The organism is Actinospica sp. (genome assembly GCF_035552695.1).
Lineage (GTDB): Bacteria > Actinomycetota > Actinomycetes > Streptomycetales > Catenulisporaceae > Actinospica.
The window spans coordinates 54,561-73,041 of sequence record NZ_DASZKT010000009.1; the positions used below are offsets into that span (position 1 = coordinate 54,561).

Below are 18,481 nucleotides of genomic sequence, written 5' to 3' on the forward strand. Positions count from 1 at the left end.
GCAGGACCCGGTAGCGGAGTGCCTCAGTAGTACGAGGACCTCAGTAGTAGAGCGTGACGGTGCCGCCCGGCGTGGTGCTGTCGCCCCCGCTCGGGCTCTGGTTGACGACCGTGTTGAACACCAGCGTGACGTGGTGGGTGACCACCTTGAAGCCGTCCTGCTGCAGCTCGTTGGTGGCGTCGGTGATGTTCTTCCCGGTCACGTCCGGCACGGTGGTCTGACCGGAGCCCCCGGAGATCGTCAGCGTTATCGTCGTGCCCTGAGTCTGCGTGCCGCTGGGGGTGTAGGCGACCACGTCCCCGGCGGCCACGCTGCTCGAGAACTGGGTCGGGGTGGCCACCGCGACGGCGAAGCCGGCGGACTTGAGCTGGCTGGTGGCGTCCGACTGCGTCAACCCGGTCACGTTCGGCACGTTCACCTGCGCCGGGCCGCTCGAGACGGTCAGCGTCACGGTGCTGCCGTCCGAGACCGGACTGCCCGAGCCGGGATCCGTGGAGATCACCTCGCCCGAGCCCACCGTCGTGCTCGGGGCCTGCTTCACGGTGTACTTCAGGCCGTCGCTGTTCAGCGCCTGCTCGGCCTGGGTCTTCGCGAGGCCGGTCAGGTCGGGCATCGACTGGTAGTGCGTGCTGCCCCAGAACCAGGCGCCGAAGCCGATGACCGCCGCCAGTACCACTATCACCAGGAAGACGACCAGGCCGCGGAGGCTGCGCCGCTTGCCGTTCTCGTCCGCGATCCGGTACGGCTCGTCGGGATCGCGGCGGGGCAGGATCGGGGGGAGCGGGGTCTGCGGACGGGCCTTCGTGCCCGCGGGAGGCTGATCGGCCAGGTCCACGCGGGTCGGCGCCACGTCCGCCCGCGTCGATCCGACCGCGTCATTGTGCAGCTGCTGGGTGGTCTCCGTCGCCGTCGGGCCGCCGAAATCCAACGCGGCGTCAGGCAGGTTCGCATAGGCCGCGCGCAGTTCCGTGCGCAGGCCGTTCGCGTCCGCGGGTCGCTGGTCGGGTTCCCGGGCCGTCGCGCGGGACACCAGCGCGTCGATCGCCGGATCGAGCCCGGGCAGCAGCGAGGACGGCGCGGGCACCCGGTCCGTCGCGTGCATCTGCGCCACCTGGACCGGCGTGGCCGCGATGAACGGCTTGCGCCCCGTCAGCAGTTCGAAGAGCACGATCCCGGCGGAGTACACGTCGGAACGCTGGTCGCAGGTGCCGAAGCGGACCAGTTCCGGCGCCAGGTACGACGCGGTCCCTATCAGCCCGCCGCCCGGCAGGCTGCCGCCGAGCGTGCCGTCCGCGCTTCCGGCCACCGAGCGGGCCAGGCCGAAGTCGGTCACCTTCAGCGCCGCCGCGTACGAGTGCGACTGCGCCAGCACCGCGTCGTTGATCAGCACGTTCTCCGGTTTGACGTCGCGGTGCACAATCCCGGCCCGATGCGCGGCGCCGAGTCCGGCGAGCATCGCGTCGAGCACCTGCAGTGCCTGACGCGGCGTCAGCCGGCCGCGCCGCCCGAGCACCTGCCGCAGCGTGCTGCCGGGCACGTACTCCATGGCCAGATACGCCAGCGTGCCCTGGTTCGCGGCGCCGTAGCCGGCCGGCGCCTGCCTTATCGCGGACTGGTCGTAGACCGCGACGATGTTCGGGTGGTTCAGCTTCGCGCAGGACTTCGCCTCGCGGATGAACCGGGCGACGTACTCGGGGCGGCGGGCCAGCCCGGCCTCTATCACCTTCAGCGCGACAAGGCGGTCGAGCCGGTCGTCGAACGCCCGGTAGACCGTGGCCATGCCGCCCTGCGCCAGGCGCGCCTCGACCCGGTACCGGCCGTCGACGATCTGCCCGGGCCTGAGGTCCTCGGGCGGCAGGTTGACGGTCGCGGTGCTCACGGTCATCGAGTGTAGGCGCACCAGGGGTTACTAGACCGTACGAGTCACGTCCCAAAACGGTTAAAACGCAGGCGATTCGTCACGGGAAGGACTCGAAGCGAGCGCGAAACGGCGAACGGGGATGCGGCCGGCCGCTCGGCAGGCGTGCCCGGCGGCCACCGCGTCGCGCATCGCCGCCGCCATCAACGCGGGTTGCTGCGATCGGGTGACGGCAGAGGCAAGCAGTACACCCGCACAGCCCAGTTCCATGGCCAGCGCCGCGTCGGAGGCCGAGCCGATGCCCGCGTCGAGGATCACCGGAACCCCCGCGGCGGCCACGATGAGTTCGATGTTGTGCGGGTTGCGGATGCCGAGGCCGGAGCCGATCGGCGCCCCGAGCGGCATCACGGCCGCGCAGCCGACGTCCTCGAGCTTGCGCGCGAGCACCGGGTCGTCGTTCGTGTACGGCAGCACCGTGAAGCCGTCGTCGACCAGTGTGCGGGCCGCGTCGACCAGTTCGATCGGGTCGGGCAGCAGCGTGAGCTCGTCCGCGATGACCTCGAGCTTGACCCACGAGGTGCCGAGCGCCTCGCGGGCCAGCCGCGCCGTGAGCACGGCGTCGCCCGCGGTGAGGCAGCCCGCGGTGTTCGGCAGGATGTCGATCTTGAGCTCGGTCAGCAGATCCAGGATCGAGCCGCGGCTTCCGGCGGCGACGCGGCGCATGGCGACGGTCGTCAGCCGGGTGCCGGAGGCGATCAGCGCCTCCCGCAGGATCTCCAGGCTCGGCGCGCCCCCGGTGCCCATGATGAGCCGGGAATCGTAGGAGCGGTCGGCGATCTCCAGTCCTTGTGCGGCTGCCTGAGCGGCCGTCTGAGCGCCTGTCCGCGCGGCTTTCTGTCCCGTCATGTCAGCCTCCCTGGACCGCGGTGAGGATCTCGATCCTGGCGCCGTCTTCGAGCACGTGCGCGGGCCAGGCGGTTCTCGGCACGACCTCGCCGTTCACCGCGACGGCGACCCCGGAGCGGGCGTTCGTCCGCCGCGTGATCAACTCGGAGAGCGGTTCGTCGGCGGGGATCCGCTGGGCCTCGCCGTTGACGGTCACGGTGATCGGGTTCATGAAAGGCCTCCGAAGCGCTCAGGGCTGAAGGGCGCGGCGTACTCGGGCAACGCGCCGTCGATCAGCAGGGCGGCGATCGCGTCGGCGGTGATCGGCGTCAGCAGCACGCCGTTGCGGTAGTGCCCGGTCGCGGCGATCAGGCACGGCAGCACGGTCTCGCCGAGCAGCGGGGCGTTATCCGGGGACCCGGGACGCAACCCGGTTCGCGATTCGACGAGCGGGAGTTCGGTGATGCCCGGCACGACCTCGTGCGCGTCCCGTAAGAGCTCGTAGACGCCACCCGAGGTGACGGACGTGTCGAAGCCGAGTTCGTCCGTCGTCGCACCGATGACGAGCTCGCCGTGCGCGCGGGGGACGAGGTAGACGTAACGGCCGCGGACCATCGCGCGGACCGTGCGCGTGAGCGTCGGCGGCGTGCCCATCGCGAGGCGCAGGATCTGCCCGCGGATCGGCCGCACGCGGGGGAGTACGTCGGGCGGCAGCCCTGGTATCTCGGAGGACCAGCATCCGGCGGCGAGTACGACCTGATCGGCCGTCAGCGTCTCGCCGGATTCGAGGCGCAGGCCACGCGCTCGACCGTTCTCGACGATGAGCGCGGCGCGGGATCGGTGGATCCGCACGCCTGCGCGGATAGCCGCCGCCAGCAGAGCCGAGTGCAACAGCCGGTTGTCCACCTGGTAGTCGCGCTCGACGAGCAGCCCCGCCTGGACCCCGGTTGCGAGCATCGGCTCCAGCGCGCGGGCCTCGCGGCCGGTCAGCGGCGTCGATTCAAGATCGAGTTTTCGGTGGTACGCGGCGGTTTCCGCGAGCACGGCCCGATCGTCGCGGTCGAAGGCCACGGCCAGCGTCCCGTGCGTGTCGTAGCCGGTCGGCAGGCCCGAGGCCCGCTCCAACTCGGCCACGAACTCGGGATACCGGCGTGCCGAGCGCAGATTGAGCTCGAGCAGCCGTTCCTCGCCGTAATGCGCCTCGGTGACCGGCGCGAGCATCCCGGCCGCCGCCGTGGACGCGCCGACGCCCGGTTCCGGATCCGCGAGATGGACGCTGAGCCCGCCGAGCGCCGCACGCCAGGCGATCGCCAGACCGATCAGTCCGCCGCCGAGCACGGCGCAGTCGCGGCCGTGCGCATGTGCCAAGACAGGTGACACTGCCCGCTCCCTCCACCGGCGCGCCCGAGCGGCGGCGCACGGCCAGGTTCGAACGGTCGGAGACCGAGGCCGTCTCCCTCTCAGCCCCCGCGTCGTGGGGGCTCCCGTGTGGTGATTATTGAAATGTATCCGGGAAACAGCTTAGCCGGGACCGCGCGGCGGTCCCGGCAGGGGGGCTGGATGCTGTGGGTAGAGCGTGCCCTCGGGTCTGGCTCAGCCGGCGGTGGTCGGCGCGACGATGTGCCCGCCGATGACGCCGACCAGGGTCAGCACGGCCAGCAGCGCCGCGATCAGGCCGATGATGACGGCCGCGGTCGCGCCCGCCCTCGCCCAGCCCGGCGTGCGGCCGCTCAGCAGGATGCTCGGCGAGAGCAGGGCGCCCGCGCCGAACAGCACGCCGCCGAGCGCGAAGGCCAGTGCCCACCACGCCTGGGTGTGCCAGCCGTTCTCGTACATGTTCAGCGCGACCTGCGCGGAGGCCGAGCTGGTCTCGTGCACCTGCTGGACGTACTGCGCGTGCGAGACCTGGATGCCGCTGGTCCAGTTGGTGGTCAGCGAGACGATGGCCAGGGCCAGGCCGGCGAAGCCGAAACCGCCGCTGACCGTGCCCGTTCCCGGGACGTCATCCTCGTCGTCGGCACCGTCGTCGTCGATCTCGATGAGCTCCTCGGGCACAGCGGCCTCCGCTTCCTGCGCGGAACCCACGGAGACGAACTCGGTCTCCGACTCGGTCTCCGACTCTGCGTCCGACCCGCCCGTGGTCGTGGTGTTATCCGTCATAGCCGCACACCCTACGGCCTAAGACTGAGAGTGTGGTAAACGAACGGACACGATTGGCGGTTCCCCAGCTGTCTTGATTCCGACGCACGGACGCAACTCCCCGGCCGCGGCGTGGCAGAGTATGAGGGTGACTACCCCTGCAGAACTCGATTCGCTGATCACCGACTGGCTCACCCTGCCCGACCTGGCCGAGCGCATGCACCTTCCCATCACGAAGGCGCGGCAACTCGTGAAGGACCGCCAGGTGGTGGCGGTCAGGCGCGGTGAGCGCAACGTCCTGTCGGTGCCGGCCGCATTCATCTCCGATGATCAGGTGCTCAAGGGGCTTCCCGGCACGCTCACTCTTCTGGCCGACAGCAAGTACACGGATGAGGAGGCGCTGCGCTGGATGTTCACCGCCGACGACACTCTTCCCGGCACGCCGGTCCAGGCCCTGCAGGAGAACCGCGGCACCGAGGTACGCCGCCGCGCGCAGGCCTTGGGGTTCTAGGGTGGCCGACTCCCGCGCCCGCATCGCCGACGCGCGCCTCTACCTCTGCACGGATGGACGGCTCGACCGCGACGACCTCCCGGCATTCCTCGACGCGGTGCTGGCGGGCGGCGTGGACGTCGTCCAGTTGCGGCACAAGGCGCTCGAGGCCGCGCGCGAGCTGGAATTGCTCGCGGTGTTCGCGGCCGCCTGTGAGCGGCACGGCAAGCTGTTCGCCGTCAACGACCGCGCCGACGTGGCGTACGGATCCGGCGCCCCGATCCTGCACCTCGGCCAGGACGACCTGCCGGTCGGGATCGCGCGCCGGATCGTCGGCCAGGAGACGCTGATCGGACGGTCCACGCACGCCGAGGCGGAGGTCGAGGCCGCCGCTGCGGACCCGGAGACCGGCTACTTCGCCGTCGGCCCGTGCTGGCCCACCCCGACGAAGCCCGGCCGTCCAGCGCCGGGCCTCGGCCTGGTGCGGCACGCCGCGCGCGTGGCCCCGCCCGGAGCCGACGGCGTGCCGCCCTGGTTCGCGATCGGCGGCGTCGACGAGCGGAACCTCGACGAGGTGCTCGACGCCGGAGCCCGCCGAATCGTCGTCGTCCGCGCGCTCACCGCGGCCCCGGACGCCGCCGCGGCGGGGGCCATGGCCCGCTCGCTCTCCGCCCGCCTGCGGTCCGTCCCGCTGGCCGACTGACCCGGCTGATTGATTCGGCCGACTGACCCAGGCTGACGCACCGTCACCCCGCGCGCCGCGACTGCCCTCCCCGGGGTCGCGGCGCCGCTGTTTTCACAGGCTTCCCTACGATACGGAACGGTTGCGTATCGGAATTGCCGGGAGTACTCTCGCCGGAGAAACGGAACGGTCCCGGATCGTAATCACCGGGACGCCTTGGGCCTTGGGAGGGGTACCGCCGTGAGTGACGCCCGCGCCGTCGAACACCAGGAGCACACAGGCCATCCGCGCCGGTGGATCATCCTCACCGGACTGGTCTTCTCGCTGCTCGTGGTCGTCCTCGACAACACCGTCCTGAACGTCGCCCTCAAGACCATGTCCGAGCCGAAGCCCAAGGGCCTCGGCGCCAGCCAGTCGGACCTGGAATGGGCGATCAACTCCTACACCCTGATCTTCGCCGGGCTGCTTTTCACCTGGGGCCTGCTCGCCGACCGGCTCGGCCGCAAGCGGATCCTGATGCTGGGCATGGTGCTGTTCGGCCTCTCCTCGCTGCTCACCGCGTACGCGCAGAGCCCGACCGAGCTGATCGCCGCGCGTGCCGCGATGGGCTTCTCCGGCGCCGCGATCATGCCGTCCACGCTGGCGATCATCGCCAACGTCTTCCCGCGGCACGAGCAGCCCAAGGCGATCGGCATCTGGTCGGGCTCGGTCGGTCTCGCGATCGCCATCGGCCCGATCGTCGGCGGCGCGCTGCTCAACAGCTTCTGGTGGGGCTCGGTCTTCCTGATCAACGTCCCGATCACCGTGATCGCGTTCATCGTGATGCTGATCCTGCTGCCCGAGTCGAAGAACCCGAATCCCGGCAGGCTCGACCCGATCGGCGTGCTGCTGGAGATGGCCGGCCTGGTGATCTTCGTCTACGGCATCATTCATGCGGGCGACACCGGCGACTGGGGCGCCGTGAGTGTGTGGGGCTCGATCGGCGGCGGCCTGCTGCTGCTCGTCGGCTTCGTACTCTGGGAGCTGCACACCAGCCATCCCGCACTGGACGTGCGGCTGTTCGCCAACCGCATGTTCTCCGCCGCGGTGATCTCGGTCGCGCTGACCTTCTTCGCGATGATGGGCGGGATGTTCTTCTTCTCGTTCTATCTGCAGTCGGTGCGCGGTTACACGCCGCTGAAGTCCGGCGTCTTCATGCTCCCGTTCGCCGCAGCAATGGTGATCTTCTCGCCGCTGTCCTCGAACATGGTCAAGCGCTTCGGCCCGCGCGCGGTCGCCGTCAGCGGACTGCTGGCCATCGCGATCGCCATGGCCTGCTACCAGTTCGTGACGCAGAGTTCGGCGATGTGGATCTACCTGCTGATCGCGTTCTTCCAGGGCGCGGCGATGGCGAACGTGATGCCCCCGGCGACGACGACCGTCATGGCGGCGCTGCCCCGGCAGATCGCGGGAGTCGGCTCGTCGGTCAACAACACGGTCCGTCAGCTCGGCGGCGCCCTCGGCGTCGCGGTGCTCGGCACGATCCTGACGACGGCGTACCGCAGCCGGATGCAGCCGTTGGTGAACGCGATCCCGAACTCGCACCTGACGGCCGCTCAGTCGCACTACGTCAGCGGCTCGATCGAGGCGACCCAGCAGGCCGTCGGCGTCGCCGTATCGCAGGGCAACACGCGGGCCGCCGGCCTGCTGCAGCCCGCCAACGAGTCGTTTGTCCACGCCATGCACGTCACGACCCTGACCGGCGCGGTCATCATGGTCTTCGCCGCGATCGTCGTCGCGCTGTGGCTGCCGAAGAAGGTCACCCAGGCCGCCGGCCCCGTCGACGCGGCGGCCCAGGCCGAGAGCGTGGCGGCCTGATCCGATGGCGCTTCGCACGAAGACGGGCGGCGGCACGAGCCCCGCGGACGCCGCCGCCCCTGTAGCCGCCATAGACGCTGTGTCCGCCAAAGGCCCTGCGTCCGCCATAGACCCTGCCGATCCTGGCGCTGTGGCGCCCGCAGTGGCCCCCGCCGCAGCGGCGCCCGCAGCGGCCCCTGCCGCCGTGGGCCCCGCCGAGGTCGCCCCAGTCGCCCCAGTGTCCCCTCCCGCGGTCGGCGCTGCCGAGGTCGCCGACGTGGCTGTGGCCCCGCCCCGGGCCGCACGTCGCCCCGGCCGCCCGCGCAGCGAGCACGTCGAGGACGCCATCCTCGACGCCGTAATCGGCCTGCTGGGCCAGGGCGTCACGTACGACCTGCTGTCGATGGAGATGATCGCCGCGAAGGCGGGCGTCGGCAAGGCCGCGATCTATCGCAGGTGGGCCAACAAGGAGGCCCTGGTCATCGCCACCCTGCAGCGCACCTTCCACAGCACCGCCCGCCACGCCCCCGAAGGCGAAACGGTCCGCGAGCAGCTGATCGACCTGCTCAAGCAGATGCGCTCGAACGTCATGCACACGCACGAGGGCACGGCATTCGCGGTGCTGCTGCAGACCCTGGCGGGCAACCCCCAGCTGATGTGCCGCTACCAGGAAACCGTCATAGAACCGCGCCGCGAGCAATACCGCATCGTGCTGCGCAACGCCATCGCCAGAGGCGAACTGCGCGCCGACCTCAACGTCGAACGCGCGACGATCATGCTCACGTCCACCATGCTGTTCGTCTGCAAGCTCTTCCCCGCCTTCGAGGTGACGGAGGAGTACTGCATCGGCCTGGTCGACGACCTGCTGCAAGGCGCCCGCCGATGAGCGCCCTGCGTCCCATCCGTCCCCTGCGCGCCCGCACCCGCCCCCCAGGCCGCCCCACCCGTCGCCGCCGCACCCTGCGCCGCCGGTGACGGAGGGTCAGCCCGCTTGATCTCGATCCGGCGAAGGCGAATCGAACTCGCCCGCCTTCGCCGCGGCGAGGAAGGCCGCCCACTCGGGGGCGTCGAATTTGATCACAGAACCCTGTCGATTCTTTCCGTCCCGAATCGCTGCGCCGCCGCCGGGCAGCGCGGCGATCTCGACGCATGACGCTCCGTTCGGACACGTGCTCGGCTTGCGCCAATGAAGATCTATGTGACGCGTGGTGTCCATTCAGGCACACCTCACAATCGGCCTGGATGAGTACGGCAGCCACCCTGACTTCCGTATGCCCGCTCGCCGAGCACTCAATGCGATTGTGTTCCTAGGTCCGAAACGTGAGACGGGAGGGGTTCGGTCGGCCGAACCCCTCCCGTCTCACGTCAGCGCGCTTAGCGACCGCCGTCGAACTTCCCCGCACGCGCCGCCGCCAGGAACTCGGACCACGCGGTGGCGCCGAATGCCAGGGACGGACCTGCCGGGTTCTTGCCGTCCCGCACGGCGCGCCCACCATCAGGCAGCGCCGCCACCTCGACACACGTCGCATTATTGGGACAAAGGCTTGATTTACGCCAGTCGAGTGATGACTGGTCCGCCTGTGCGTCGGCGTCGTATTTTAAAGTCACGCGCGACATATTATTTCATCTGTCAAGCCAATCGGGCCAATGAGGCGTCGAGGATTTCGCGCGTCGCGGTCGCGTCGAGGGCCAGACGGGTGAGCGCTTCGAACGCGGCGGACATCCTGGACACGTCGGCGTCGCGCTCGATGATCTGCGCCCCGTTGGCCGTTTCCATGTAGATCGTGGTCGGGGGCCGATTGCGGCCGTCGGGGAAGTCGAGGATCGACCAGTACGAGGTCTCGGAGCCCGGATAGAGTCCGGCCTCGAACGAAATCACCTGTATCGTGATATTCGGCCGTTGTGACATACTGACGAGATGTCTGAGTTGCTCGCGCATGATCTCCCGATCGGGAAGCTGCCGCCTGAGCACGCTCTCGTCGATCAGTACATGAAGATGCGCGCCGTTCTCGCGCTCCAGGAGTTCCTGGCGTTTCAGGCGAAGCTTCACCCGATCGTCGGCGTTGCGCGGGACGTCCTCGATCTCTGAGTACGGGCTGTAGTAGTCGGGTGCGATGAACTGCAGATTCTCCACGACGCGCGCGTAGCCGGGAGTCTGCAGCAGGCCGGGGACGAACATCGTCGTGTACTCGCGGATGCTGGAGGCGACCTCCTCGAGTGTCGCGTACCAGAGATAGCCGCGCACCTGCTCGTCGGTGACCGGTGTCTCGCCCTCGTGGGCCTGCACCGCCAGTTCGACGAGTCTCTCGCGCTCCTCGTCCGGCACCCCGTAGATCAGGCAGAGATCGTGGACGTCGCGCGGGATCACGGTGCGCCGCGCCGTCTCCATCCGGCTCAGCTTGGTGGCCGAGAAGCTCGAGCCGTAGCGATCCTTCATCGCGCTCGTGACCTCGGCGATGGTCATGCCCCGTTCATCGCGCATACGTCGCAGGGCATTGCCGAGTTCCCAGCGGAGCAGCATCGCGCCCGCGAACTCAGGCATGCGGCCCACCTCCCGTGGAAGATCCATGCGGACTGTTACACGGCATCCGGGCAGTGCGCGATACGAACGAACATGCACGGGGTACATGCCAGGTGAACTTGTCGTTGGCAATTGCCAAACGCAGTTGCCAACAGGCTCTCTGAGCGAAACTATCAGAACTAAGGCCGCCAAGGGACCTGAATCGCCCGCGGATCGCCGTGGATCCACGAGCGAACCGGGTGGCGGGCACCGACCTACAGGTCGTCAGGTCCCCCGAGCGGTAGGGACGGGAGGGAAGGAGTCCCGCACATGAAGCACGACCGGCCCACCAGTGGCAGGTTCATCGTCGAGTGCCCGGCTTGCCTCGGCAGTCGGAAGGTGCCACGCCAGAACTCCACGATCCTGCACGGCTGCATGCTGTGCTGGGAGCGGGGCGTGGTGTCCACCATCGTCGCGGACCGCTGGCGCAAGCGTGACGAACCGTCAGACGACGCGCGCTAGCGCCTGAGCGAGGGCCGGCCCGGCCGGGCCCTCGAAGAGCCCCCACACCTCGCCGACCTCAGCTCTCCCCAGCCCCAAATCTCACTTCTCGTCCCGCTGTGTCTTGTCCGCGGCCCCGTCCGCCTTCTGCTTGTACCGGTTGGTGATCGGCAGCCGACGGTCGCGGCCGAAGGCCTTCGGCGAGATCTTCGTGCCCGGCGGGTACTGGCGGCGCTTGTACTCGGCCTGGTCGGTCAGGCGGATGATCCGCTCGACGAGCGCCGGGTCGTAGCCAGCCGCGACGATCTCCTCGATCCCCTTGTCGCCCTTGACGTACAGGTCCAGGATCCCGTCGAGCAGCGCGTAGTCGGGCAGCGAGTCGGAGTCCTTCTGGTCCGGCCGCAGTTCCGCGCTCGGCTCCTTCTCAATCGAGCTCACCGGGATCGGCGGCGTCTCACCGCGCTGCTCGGCCGCGGCGTTGCGCCACCGCGCGAGTTGCCAGACCAGCGTCTTGGGGACGTCCTTGATCGGGGAGAAGCCGCCGATCGAGCCGGCGTCGTAAAGCGTCGCGTAGCCGACCGACAGCTCGCTCTTGTTTCCCGTCGCCAGCACGAGATGGCCGCGCTGGTTCGACAGCGCCATCAGGATCGTGCCACGCACGCGTGCCTGCAGATTCTCGTCGGCGACGCCGGTGATCGCGGTGCCGCTGTCGGCGATCGTCTTGAGGTACGCGTCGACCATCGGCGCCGCCGCGACGGTCTCGAAGTGCAGGCCGGTGCGCTGTGCCAGGTCCGCGGCGTCGCTCTTCGAGTGCTCGGAGGAGTAGGCGCTCGGCATGGACACCGCATACGCGTTCTCCGCGCCGACCGCGTCCACCGCGATGGCCGCGACGAGCGCCGAGTCGATCCCGCCGGACAGGCCGAACAGCACCGTCCTGAAGCCGTTCTTGCGCACGTAGTCGCGCAGGCCGAGGACCAGCGCCCGATAGATCTCCTCGAGTTCGCTCGGCTGCTCCTCGATCACCGGCTCGACTCGCGGCGCCGGGGGCGCGGGCAGCGGGTCCGCACTGGCCACGACGCGACGGATCGTCATGCCGTTGGACGCGATCGTGTCCTCGACGGGCAGATCCGACTCCGGCAGGTCGAGGTCGACTACGAACAGTTCCTCGACGAACTTGCCGGCCCGCGCGATCAGGGCGCCGTCCTTCGCGACCACCAGCGAGTCGCCGTCGAACACCAACTCGTCCTGGCCACCGACCTGGTTGACGTACACGACCGCGCAGCCGGTCTCGATCGCGCGGCGGCGCATAAGCTCGTAGCGCTCATCGTCCTTGGCCAGCTCGTACGGCGAAGCATTGATCGACAGCATCAGGCCGGCACCCGACTCGGCCGCCGCCGCGGGCGTGCCACGGTCCTGCCACAGGTCCTCGCAGATCGCGACGGCCGTGTCCACGCCGCCGATCCGCACCACTGGCAGCTCGTCGCCCGGCACGAAGTACCGGTACTCGTCGAAGACCCCGTAGTTGGGCAGGTGGTGTTTGGCCGAGCGGATCAGCACCTCGCCCCGGTGCAGCACGGCCGCCGCGTTCTGCGGCGAACCGGCCGGGAAGCCCGCGCGCGGCACCCAATCGGTCTCGTCGAGGTAGCCGACCACGACGACCAGCTCGCCCAGGCCCTCGTCGGCCAGCCGCCGGCCCAGCTCCTCCAGGGCCGCCCGGGAGGCCCGGACGAACGAGCCGCGCAGCGCCAGGTCCTCGATGGGGTAGCCGGTCAGCGCCTGCTCCGGCGCCGCGAGCAGCTGCGCGCCCGCCGCCGACGCCTCGCGCGCCGCCTCGAGCACCAACGCCGCGTTGCCCGTCAGATCGCCCACGGTCGGGTTGATCTGGGCCAGTGCGATTCTCAGTTGCGCCATGGCTCCATCATAAGCACCCTTTATCGTCACTGCGACGAGAACGCCCTGCGAGCTGGATCACGCCGCGGACGGCCGGGGAAATGGGAGCGAGGCCTGCCGCACGGGGGGACGACAGGCCTCGCGGCGGAGAGTTGTCGAGGACTCTCCGCGAGGCGCCGAAGGTTCCGCCGTCCGGGTCCGAAGACCGCACGGACGGCGGGGGCGGTTCCGGCGCCGACGACGCCGGATCCGCACGGGGGGACGGATGGGGCGTCGCAACGGTACGGAGGAGCCCCACGGGGGGAGGGGCGCCGCGTACCTCGGGGGAGACTCCTCCGCGCGGAACCGGGGTCCCGGCGACAGGAGTCTCTAAGTTGAGACCCCTCCGTACGGGGGGACGTTGGAGTCTCGAAGAGGATTATTCATGTCTCGAAGGCGGTTGGCGACCCCTTCGCGGAAAGTTGTCGCTCGGAATCACTGTCCTTACGGCTCGTGTTCACCCCCTGACCCGCTTGCCCAGGTTGATCACGAATTCAGCGGCCCGGATTCGTCACACAGAGTCGACGTCGCGTCGGCATGGGCGCAGGCCGTCGAGGGGCCGCACCGGGTTCAGCACCGGCCTGCCGGACGTATCAGTGGTCACTGATACTAGGGCGCGGTAAACCTCTCGGATCCGCGACACGCTGAGCACTTCGGCGGGTAATCCGGCCGCAGCGACCCGCCCCCGGTCCAGCAGCACGAGCCGGTCGGCGTACTGGGCGGCGGCGGTCAGATCGTGCAGCGTGCTGATCACGGTCAGCCTATCGTCCAGCCGCAGCCGGTCCACCAGTTCGAGTACCTGCTGCTGATGCCCGAGATCCAGCGCGGAGGTCGGCTCGTCGAGCAGCAGGATCCGCGGCTGCTGGGCCAGCGCCCGAGCCAAGGCCACCCGCTGGCGTTCACCGCCGGACAAGGTGCCGAGCCGTCGGCGTGCCAGGGATTCGAGTTCGAGTCTGGTCAACGCCTCGTCCGCGATCTCCCGGTCATGGCGGCCGGGATTGCCCAGATAGCCGAGGTAGGGCGTGCGCCCGAGCAGCACATATTCGTGTACTGAAACGTCTGGCGGCAGGGTCGGTTGTTGTGCCACGTATGCGAGTGCTCGGGCCAGGTCACGTCGCTTCCGCCCGTCCGGTGCCGGATCAAGCGTCACCGTGCCCTGATACGGAAGCAGCCCGGCCAGCGCCTTGAGCAGGGTGGACTTGCCCGCGCCGTTCGGTCCGATCACGCCGAGCCAACCGCCGGTCTCGACCCGCAACGACACCCCGTCCACCGGCACGGCGCCGCCGTTCAGCACGACCCGCACGTCGACTGCCCGTAGTGCGCTCACTCGCGCACCGCCTGGCTGCGCCGCAGGATCACCACGAACACCGGTGCGCCGACGACGGCCGTCACCACGCCGATCGGCAGCTCGGCCGGGCTGAGCGCCGTGCGCGCCACGGTGTCCGCCAGCCCTAGGAATCCGGCGCCGATCAGCAGCGACAGCGGCACCGCCAGTGCGTACGACGGTCCGCCGAGCCGCCGCGCCACGTGCGGCACCACAATCCCGACGAAGCCGATCAGCCCGCTCACGGCGACGGCCGTGGCCGCGGCCAGCGACGCGGCGGCGATCACGATCAACCGTGTGCGACCCGCGTTCAGGCCGAGACTGCGCGCCTCGTCGTCGCCGAGTGCCAGCACGTCGAGCCGTCGGCTGTGCACCAACAGGATCAGGATGCTGACGGCGGCGTACGGCAGCGCCTCGGTCACCTGCGTCCACGACGCCGCCGCCATCGACCCGAGCATCCACGCGTAGACCTGTTGCAGGTCCTGCGATTCCCGCTGCATCAGATAGGCCTGCGCGGCGGTCAGGAACATCCCGACGGCCACGCCCGACAGCAGCAGTGTCGTCGTCTCGCGGCCGCCCGAGGCGAACCAGGACACCGCCACTCCGGCCAGCGAACCGGCGAATGCCGCGACCGGCACCACGGAGCCGCCAAGCCCGCCGAATCCGCCGAGGAAGACGATCGCGATCGTGGCCGTCAGCCCCGCTCCCGCGCTCGACCCCAGCATGCCGGCGTCGACGAGCGGATTGCGGAACACGCCCTGGTATCCGGCTCCGGCGATCGCCAGCAGCCCGCCGACCAGCAGCGCCAGCACCACGCGCGGCAGCCGGATCTGCAGCAGGATGTTCTGCTCCAGCGGAGTGAGCCCGGTGTCCAGGTGCACCAGGGGTATCCGGTCGAGCAGCGTCGCCACAATGCCCCAGGGGTTCAGATCCGCGGCCCCGACCAGTGCGCCGAGCAGGGCCGCGGCGATCACGAAGACCACCGCGGCCAGCAACGCCCGGACGGTGCGGCTCATTACTTCGCCGGCGCCTTCTCGACCGCCGCCGCGATCGCCTCGACGAGCTGTGGGAGCCGCGGCCCCCAGCGCGAGGCGACGTCATCGTCGAGACTCACGACGTCGTCCACCTTCACGGCCTCGATGCCCGACCAGCCCGGCCGCGCAGCCACGCTCGCCGCGTTCGCGCCGCAGCACTTCGTGTCGGCCAGGAAGACGAGGCTCGGCGAGGACTGGGCGATGTATTCGCTCGACAGCTGCGGATATCCGCCGTCGGCCGCCTTGCTCACCTTGTCCGCGATGTTCTTCAGCCCGAACAACCCGACGATCTGGCCGATGAAGGTCGAGGAGCTCGCCGAGTAGTAGGTCGTGTCGAGCTCCCAGTAGTACGACAAGTCCGCGTGCTTCGATCCGGCCTGCGCGACGGCGGTGCCGATCTCGCTCTTCATCGTGGCGACGGTCGAATCGGCGCTGCTCACATGGCCGGTGGCCCTGCCGAGCTGCTCCATCTGGGTGTACGCGTCGTTCAATGTGTTAGCCGCTGGCTCGATCAGCGTCGCCACACCTACCTTTTTGAGCGCGGCAACCAGGCCGTTCGAATCCTGCGACGCGACGACGAGGTCGGGGTTGTACTTGAGGATCGCCTCGACGTTCGGAGTGATCGGGTCGAGCGTCGTCTTCGGCGCGCTCGCCGGATAGTCGGAATCCTTGTCCACGGCCACGACCCGGCTGCCCGCGCCGATCGCGAACAGGTCTTCGGTGGCGGTGGGGGAGAGCGAGACGATGCGGCGCGGCTCGGTCGTGGACGCCGCGGCCGAGCTCGCGGGAGCCGCCGAACTCGAGCAGGCCGTCAGGCCGAGGGCCAGCAGTGGCAGGGCGGTCGTGGCCGCGGTGAACCGGGGCAGACGCATGGGACTTGTCCTTCGCAAGCGGGCGGGCAGAGCCGGCCGCCGAGGACGGACCGACCATGCCCACGGGTCGTCTGAGTCGTCAGAATCCGCAGGCGACCTGGCTTCGTCGGCCCCGAGGGGCCGGACGTCACAGTTGCGGGACAGCGCCGGACTCACACCGGCTTCGCTGCGGATTCGTTCATGAGATTACTACGGCAAACGGGTTACGCCCTGCGCCTCAGACCTGGCGGGCTGTGGCGGCGATGGCCAGCTCCGCGAGCACCGTGCGCGCCTCCGGCTCGACCGACGCGCGCTCCAGCGCGGCCAACGCCAGCCCGGTCCGCTGCTCGATCCGCAGCTCGACGGCGGCCAGCGCGCCGGTCTCGACGATGACCTCCTGCAGCGCCGCGACCCCGGCCGCGTCCAACGCCGCGTCACCCAGGCCTTCGCGCAACAGCTTCAACTGCGTCGTGTCGGCCTGTGCGGCGGCCAGCGCGACCAGAACGGTCTGCTTGCCCTCGCGCAGGTCGTCGCCCGCCGGCTTGCCCGTCGTCGCCGGGTCCCCGAACACGCCGAGGACGTCGTCGCGCAGCTGGAAGGCCTCGCCGAGCGGCAGACCGTACGCCGACAAGGCCGCGTTGATCGGACCGGATTCGTCGCCGTTGCCGGTAGCCAGAGCGGCACCGAACTGCAGCGGGCGCTCGATCGTGTACTTCGCCGACTTGTAACGGATCACGGTCTCGGCGCGCTCCAGGATCTCCTGCGGCGTGGCCACGCTCAGCCCGCGGCTCTGCGCGACTACGTCGAGATACTGACCCGCCATCACCTCAGAGCGCATCAGATCGAAGATCGGCCGTGCCGCGTGGATCCGAGCCGCGTCGAAGCCGGAACGGGTGTACATCTCGTCGCACCAGGTCAGCGTGATGTCGCCGAGCAGGATCGCGGCCGCGGCGCCGAACCGCGCGCCGGTGCCCTCCCAACCGCCCGCCGTGTGCAGCGCCTCGAACCGCTTGTGCACGGCCGGCTTGCCGCGGCGCGTGTCCGAACCGTCCATGTAGTCGTCGTGGATCAGCGCCGAAGCCTGCAGCAGTTCGAGCGAGGCGGCCGCCACGAGCGCCGCGTGATCCAGCGCCCCGTCCGCCGCCGCGCCGCCGCCTGCCGCCCGCCAGCCCCAATAGCAGAACGCGGGCCGCATCCGCTTTCCGCCGTCCAGGAACTCGCGCAGCGCGACGGCGGGTTCCAGCAGATCCGCGGAGATCTGCCGGAGCACCAGCTCCTGCCGGTCCAGGAACTCGGTCAACGCGCGGGACACCCGTACGCGCAGGTCACGCCGGTCGAGCGGGGATGCGGAGGTTTCGGTCACGCTTCGACCCTAAGCCATTCGGTGCGGACGGTTTCGACCGACTGTGGAAGTTCACCGGGGAAGCCAACCGCGCAGGTTGGCGGATGGACGTTCGTGTCTCGGCAGTCGGACATGTACTCGACACAACCCGGCCCGCGACTACGCTCCTTACATGGCACTCGGACTTCCCAGCGTCCGCCCCGACCGGGCCGTCACCGTACGCGAACTGCTCGCCGCCGGTGCGCCGACCATGTCCTTCGAGTTCTTCCCACCGAAGAACGAGGAGCAGGAGCGCAGCCTGTGGAAGGCGTTGCGCCGGGTCGAGGGCGTGGGCCCGGACTTCGTGTCGATCACGTACGGCGCGGGCGGCTCGAACCGTGAGGGCACGGCGAGCGAGGCCGAGCGCGTGGCGACCGAGACGACGCTGACCCCGTTGGGCCACCTCACCGCCGTGAACCACTCCGTCGCCGAGCTGCGTCAGATCATCGGCCGGTACGCGGACGCGGGCGTGCGCAACGTCCTCGCACTGCGCGGAGACCCGCCGGGCAACCCCTCGGGCGACTGGGTGCCGCGCTCCGACGGCCTGAAGTACGCCGCCGAGCTCGTGCGGCTGGTGAAGGAATCCGGGGACTTCTGCGTGGGCGTCGCCGCCTTCCCGGAGAAGCACCCGCGCTCGGCCGACTGGGACGCCGAGATCCGCAACTTCGTCGCCAAGTGCCGCGCGGGCGCGGACTTCGCGATCACCCAGATGTTCTTCGAGGTCGACGACTACCTGCGGCTGCGCGACCGGCTCGCGGAGGCCGGCTGCGAGACTCCGGTCATCGCGGGCATCATGCCGATCACCCGCGCGGCGCAGATCGAGCGCATGGTCACGCTCAGCGGCGGCAAGTTCCCGGCGGCCGTCGGCGAGCGAATCCACGCCGTCGCCGACGACAAGGCGGCCGTGCGCGCCATCGGCATCGACCACTGCACCCGGATGTGCGAGCGGCTGCTCGCCGAGGGCGTGCCCGGTCTGCACTTCATCACCCTGAACACGTCCACGGCGACGCTCGAGGTCTACCGGAACCTGAACCCGGCTGCGTGACTCACTGAACCCGGCTGCGTGAGTCA

The 18,481-nt window shown here is 69.7% G+C and carries 19 protein-coding genes and 1 riboswitch; of the genes, 6 read left to right on the plus strand and 13 right to left on the minus strand.

Features of this window, described 5'->3' with window-relative positions:
• Window positions 1–40: 40 nt before the first annotated feature.
• The 5 genes from pknB to VG296_RS01795 all read right to left on the minus strand — a co-directional run bounded on the left by pknB (window position 41) and on the right by VG296_RS01795 (window position 4,903).
• Window positions 41–1,879 (minus strand): Stk1 family PASTA domain-containing Ser/Thr kinase, encoded by a 1,839-nt coding sequence (pknB, locus tag VG296_RS01775; protein WP_325562298.1) that lies wholly within the window; start codon window positions 1,877–1,879, stop codon window positions 41–43.
• Between the two features lie 60 nt (window positions 1,880–1,939).
• Window positions 1,940–2,764, minus strand: coding sequence for a thiazole synthase (locus tag VG296_RS01780; protein ID WP_325562300.1), 825 nt, complete (start codon window positions 2,762–2,764; stop codon window positions 1,940–1,942).
• Between the two features lies 1 nt (window position 2,765).
• Window positions 2,766–2,975: a sulfur carrier protein ThiS gene (thiS, locus tag VG296_RS01785; RefSeq protein ID WP_325562302.1), complete on the minus strand. Its 210-nt coding sequence runs from the start codon at window positions 2,973–2,975 to the stop codon at window positions 2,766–2,768.
• Window positions 2,972–4,123, minus strand: a complete 1,152-nt coding sequence (thiO, locus tag VG296_RS01790) for a glycine oxidase ThiO (RefSeq protein ID WP_325562304.1) — start codon at window positions 4,121–4,123, stop codon at window positions 2,972–2,974. Before thiO ends, thiS begins: the two co-directional genes overlap by 4 nt.
• Window positions 4,124–4,336: 213 nt before the next feature.
• The gene (locus tag VG296_RS01795; RefSeq protein WP_325562306.1) at window positions 4,337–4,903 is read right to left on the minus strand and encodes a hypothetical protein; all 567 of its coding nucleotides are present in this window, start codon (window positions 4,901–4,903) and stop codon (window positions 4,337–4,339) included.
• 127 nt (window positions 4,904–5,030) lie between these two features.
• On the opposite strand from VG296_RS01795, the gene VG296_RS01800 reads away from it, so the two are divergent.
• The 4 genes from VG296_RS01800 to VG296_RS01815 all read left to right on the plus strand — a co-directional run bounded on the left by VG296_RS01800 (window position 5,031) and on the right by VG296_RS01815 (window position 8,776).
• Window positions 5,031–5,393 (plus strand): Rv2175c family DNA-binding protein, encoded by a 363-nt coding sequence (locus tag VG296_RS01800; protein ID WP_325562308.1) that lies wholly within the window; start codon window positions 5,031–5,033, stop codon window positions 5,391–5,393.
• 1 nt (window position 5,394) lies between these two features.
• On the plus strand, window positions 5,395–6,075 hold the full coding sequence (gene thiE, locus VG296_RS01805) for a thiamine phosphate synthase (RefSeq protein ID WP_325562310.1): 681 nt from the start codon (window positions 5,395–5,397) through the stop codon (window positions 6,073–6,075).
• 219 nt (window positions 6,076–6,294) lie between these two features.
• Window positions 6,295–7,911 (plus strand): MFS transporter, encoded by a 1,617-nt coding sequence (locus tag VG296_RS01810; RefSeq protein WP_325562312.1) that lies wholly within the window; start codon window positions 6,295–6,297, stop codon window positions 7,909–7,911.
• Window positions 7,912–8,128: 217 nt separating this feature from the next.
• Window positions 8,129–8,776 carry a TetR-like C-terminal domain-containing protein gene (locus tag VG296_RS01815; RefSeq protein ID WP_325562314.1) on the plus strand — a complete coding sequence of 216 codons (648 nt, stop codon included), beginning with the start codon at window positions 8,129–8,131 and terminating at the stop codon, window positions 8,774–8,776.
• A gap of 96 nt (window positions 8,777–8,872) precedes the next feature.
• Here the strand turns inward: VG296_RS01815 and VG296_RS01820 are convergent, their stop codons facing one another.
• The 3 genes from VG296_RS01820 to VG296_RS01830 form a co-directional block, all read right to left on the minus strand.
• Window positions 8,873–9,106: a DUF397 domain-containing protein gene (locus VG296_RS01820; RefSeq protein WP_325562316.1), complete on the minus strand. Its 234-nt coding sequence runs from the start codon at window positions 9,104–9,106 to the stop codon at window positions 8,873–8,875.
• Window positions 9,107–9,264: 158 nt separating this feature from the next.
• The gene (locus VG296_RS01825) at window positions 9,265–9,507 is read right to left on the minus strand and encodes a DUF397 domain-containing protein (protein ID WP_325562318.1); all 243 of its coding nucleotides are present in this window, start codon (window positions 9,505–9,507) and stop codon (window positions 9,265–9,267) included.
• Between the two features lie 13 nt (window positions 9,508–9,520).
• Window positions 9,521–10,519 (minus strand): helix-turn-helix transcriptional regulator, encoded by a 999-nt coding sequence (locus VG296_RS01830; RefSeq protein ID WP_325562320.1) that lies wholly within the window; start codon window positions 10,517–10,519, stop codon window positions 9,521–9,523.
• A gap of 201 nt (window positions 10,520–10,720) precedes the next feature.
• Between VG296_RS01830 and VG296_RS01835 the strand changes: the two genes are divergently transcribed.
• On the plus strand, window positions 10,721–10,912 hold the full coding sequence (locus VG296_RS01835; RefSeq protein ID WP_325562322.1) for a hypothetical protein: 192 nt from the start codon (window positions 10,721–10,723) through the stop codon (window positions 10,910–10,912).
• Between the two features lie 81 nt (window positions 10,913–10,993).
• Here VG296_RS01835 and VG296_RS01840 read toward each other — a convergent pair whose 3' ends face one another.
• From VG296_RS01840 to VG296_RS01860, 5 genes are all read right to left on the minus strand, one after another.
• Window positions 10,994–12,802, minus strand: a complete 1,809-nt coding sequence (locus VG296_RS01840; RefSeq protein ID WP_325562324.1) for an NAD+ synthase — start codon at window positions 12,800–12,802, stop codon at window positions 10,994–10,996.
• Between the two features lie 529 nt (window positions 12,803–13,331).
• Complete coding sequence (locus VG296_RS01845) at window positions 13,332–14,147, minus strand: ABC transporter ATP-binding protein (RefSeq protein ID WP_325562326.1); 816 nt, start codon at window positions 14,145–14,147, stop codon at window positions 13,332–13,334.
• A complete protein-coding gene (locus tag VG296_RS01850; RefSeq protein WP_325562328.1) occupies window positions 14,144–15,160 on the minus strand; it encodes an iron ABC transporter permease in 1,017 nt (338 codons plus the stop codon). Before VG296_RS01850 ends, VG296_RS01845 begins: the two co-directional genes overlap by 4 nt.
• Complete coding sequence (locus VG296_RS01855; RefSeq protein ID WP_325562330.1) at window positions 15,160–16,050, minus strand: ABC transporter substrate-binding protein; 891 nt, start codon at window positions 16,048–16,050, stop codon at window positions 15,160–15,162. Before VG296_RS01855 ends, VG296_RS01850 begins: the two co-directional genes overlap by 1 nt.
• Before the next feature lie 70 nt (window positions 16,051–16,120).
• Window positions 16,121–16,269, minus strand: a riboswitch (cobalamin riboswitch).
• Complete coding sequence (locus VG296_RS01860) at window positions 16,268–17,392, minus strand: polyprenyl synthetase family protein (protein ID WP_325562332.1); 1,125 nt, start codon at window positions 17,390–17,392, stop codon at window positions 16,268–16,270. It overlaps the preceding riboswitch by 2 nt.
• Window positions 17,393–17,543: 151 nt before the next feature.
• On the opposite strand from VG296_RS01860, the gene metF reads away from it, so the two are divergent.
• Window positions 17,544–18,455, plus strand: a complete 912-nt coding sequence (gene metF, locus VG296_RS01865) for a methylenetetrahydrofolate reductase [NAD(P)H] (RefSeq protein WP_325562334.1) — start codon at window positions 17,544–17,546, stop codon at window positions 18,453–18,455.
• Window positions 18,456–18,481 lie beyond the last annotated feature (26 nt).

What these genes read in the sequence shown, in the direction of transcription:
- VG296_RS01780 (WP_325562300.1), bottom strand. Translation starts at nt 2,764, where the DNA reads ATGACGGGACAGAAAGCCGCGCGGACAGGCGCTCAGACGGCCGCTCAG.
- VG296_RS01850 (WP_325562328.1), bottom strand. Translation starts at nt 15,160, where the DNA reads ATGAGCCGCACCGTCCGGGCGTTGCTGGCCGCGGTGGTCTTCGTGATC.
- VG296_RS01820 (WP_325562316.1), bottom strand. Translation starts at nt 9,106, where the DNA reads ATGGACACCACGCGTCACATAGATCTTCATTGGCGCAAGCCGAGCACG.
- VG296_RS01855 (WP_325562330.1), bottom strand. Translation starts at nt 16,050, where the DNA reads ATGCGTCTGCCCCGGTTCACCGCGGCCACGACCGCCCTGCCACTGCTG.
- VG296_RS01840 (WP_325562324.1), bottom strand. Translation starts at nt 12,802, where the DNA reads ATGGCGCAACTGAGAATCGCACTGGCCCAGATCAACCCGACCGTGGGC.
- VG296_RS01795 (WP_325562306.1), bottom strand. Translation starts at nt 4,903, where the DNA reads ATGACGGATAACACCACGACCACGGGCGGGTCGGACGCAGAGTCGGAG.
- thiS (WP_325562302.1), bottom strand. Translation starts at nt 2,975, where the DNA reads ATGAACCCGATCACCGTGACCGTCAACGGCGAGGCCCAGCGGATCCCC.
- VG296_RS01835 (WP_325562322.1), top strand. Translation starts at nt 10,721, where the DNA reads ATGAAGCACGACCGGCCCACCAGTGGCAGGTTCATCGTCGAGTGCCCG.
- VG296_RS01825 (WP_325562318.1), bottom strand. Translation starts at nt 9,507, where the DNA reads ATGTCGCGCGTGACTTTAAAATACGACGCCGACGCACAGGCGGACCAG.
- metF (WP_325562334.1), top strand. Translation starts at nt 17,544, where the DNA reads ATGGCACTCGGACTTCCCAGCGTCCGCCCCGACCGGGCCGTCACCGTA.
- VG296_RS01830 (WP_325562320.1), bottom strand. Translation starts at nt 10,519, where the DNA reads ATGTACCCCGTGCATGTTCGTTCGTATCGCGCACTGCCCGGATGCCGT.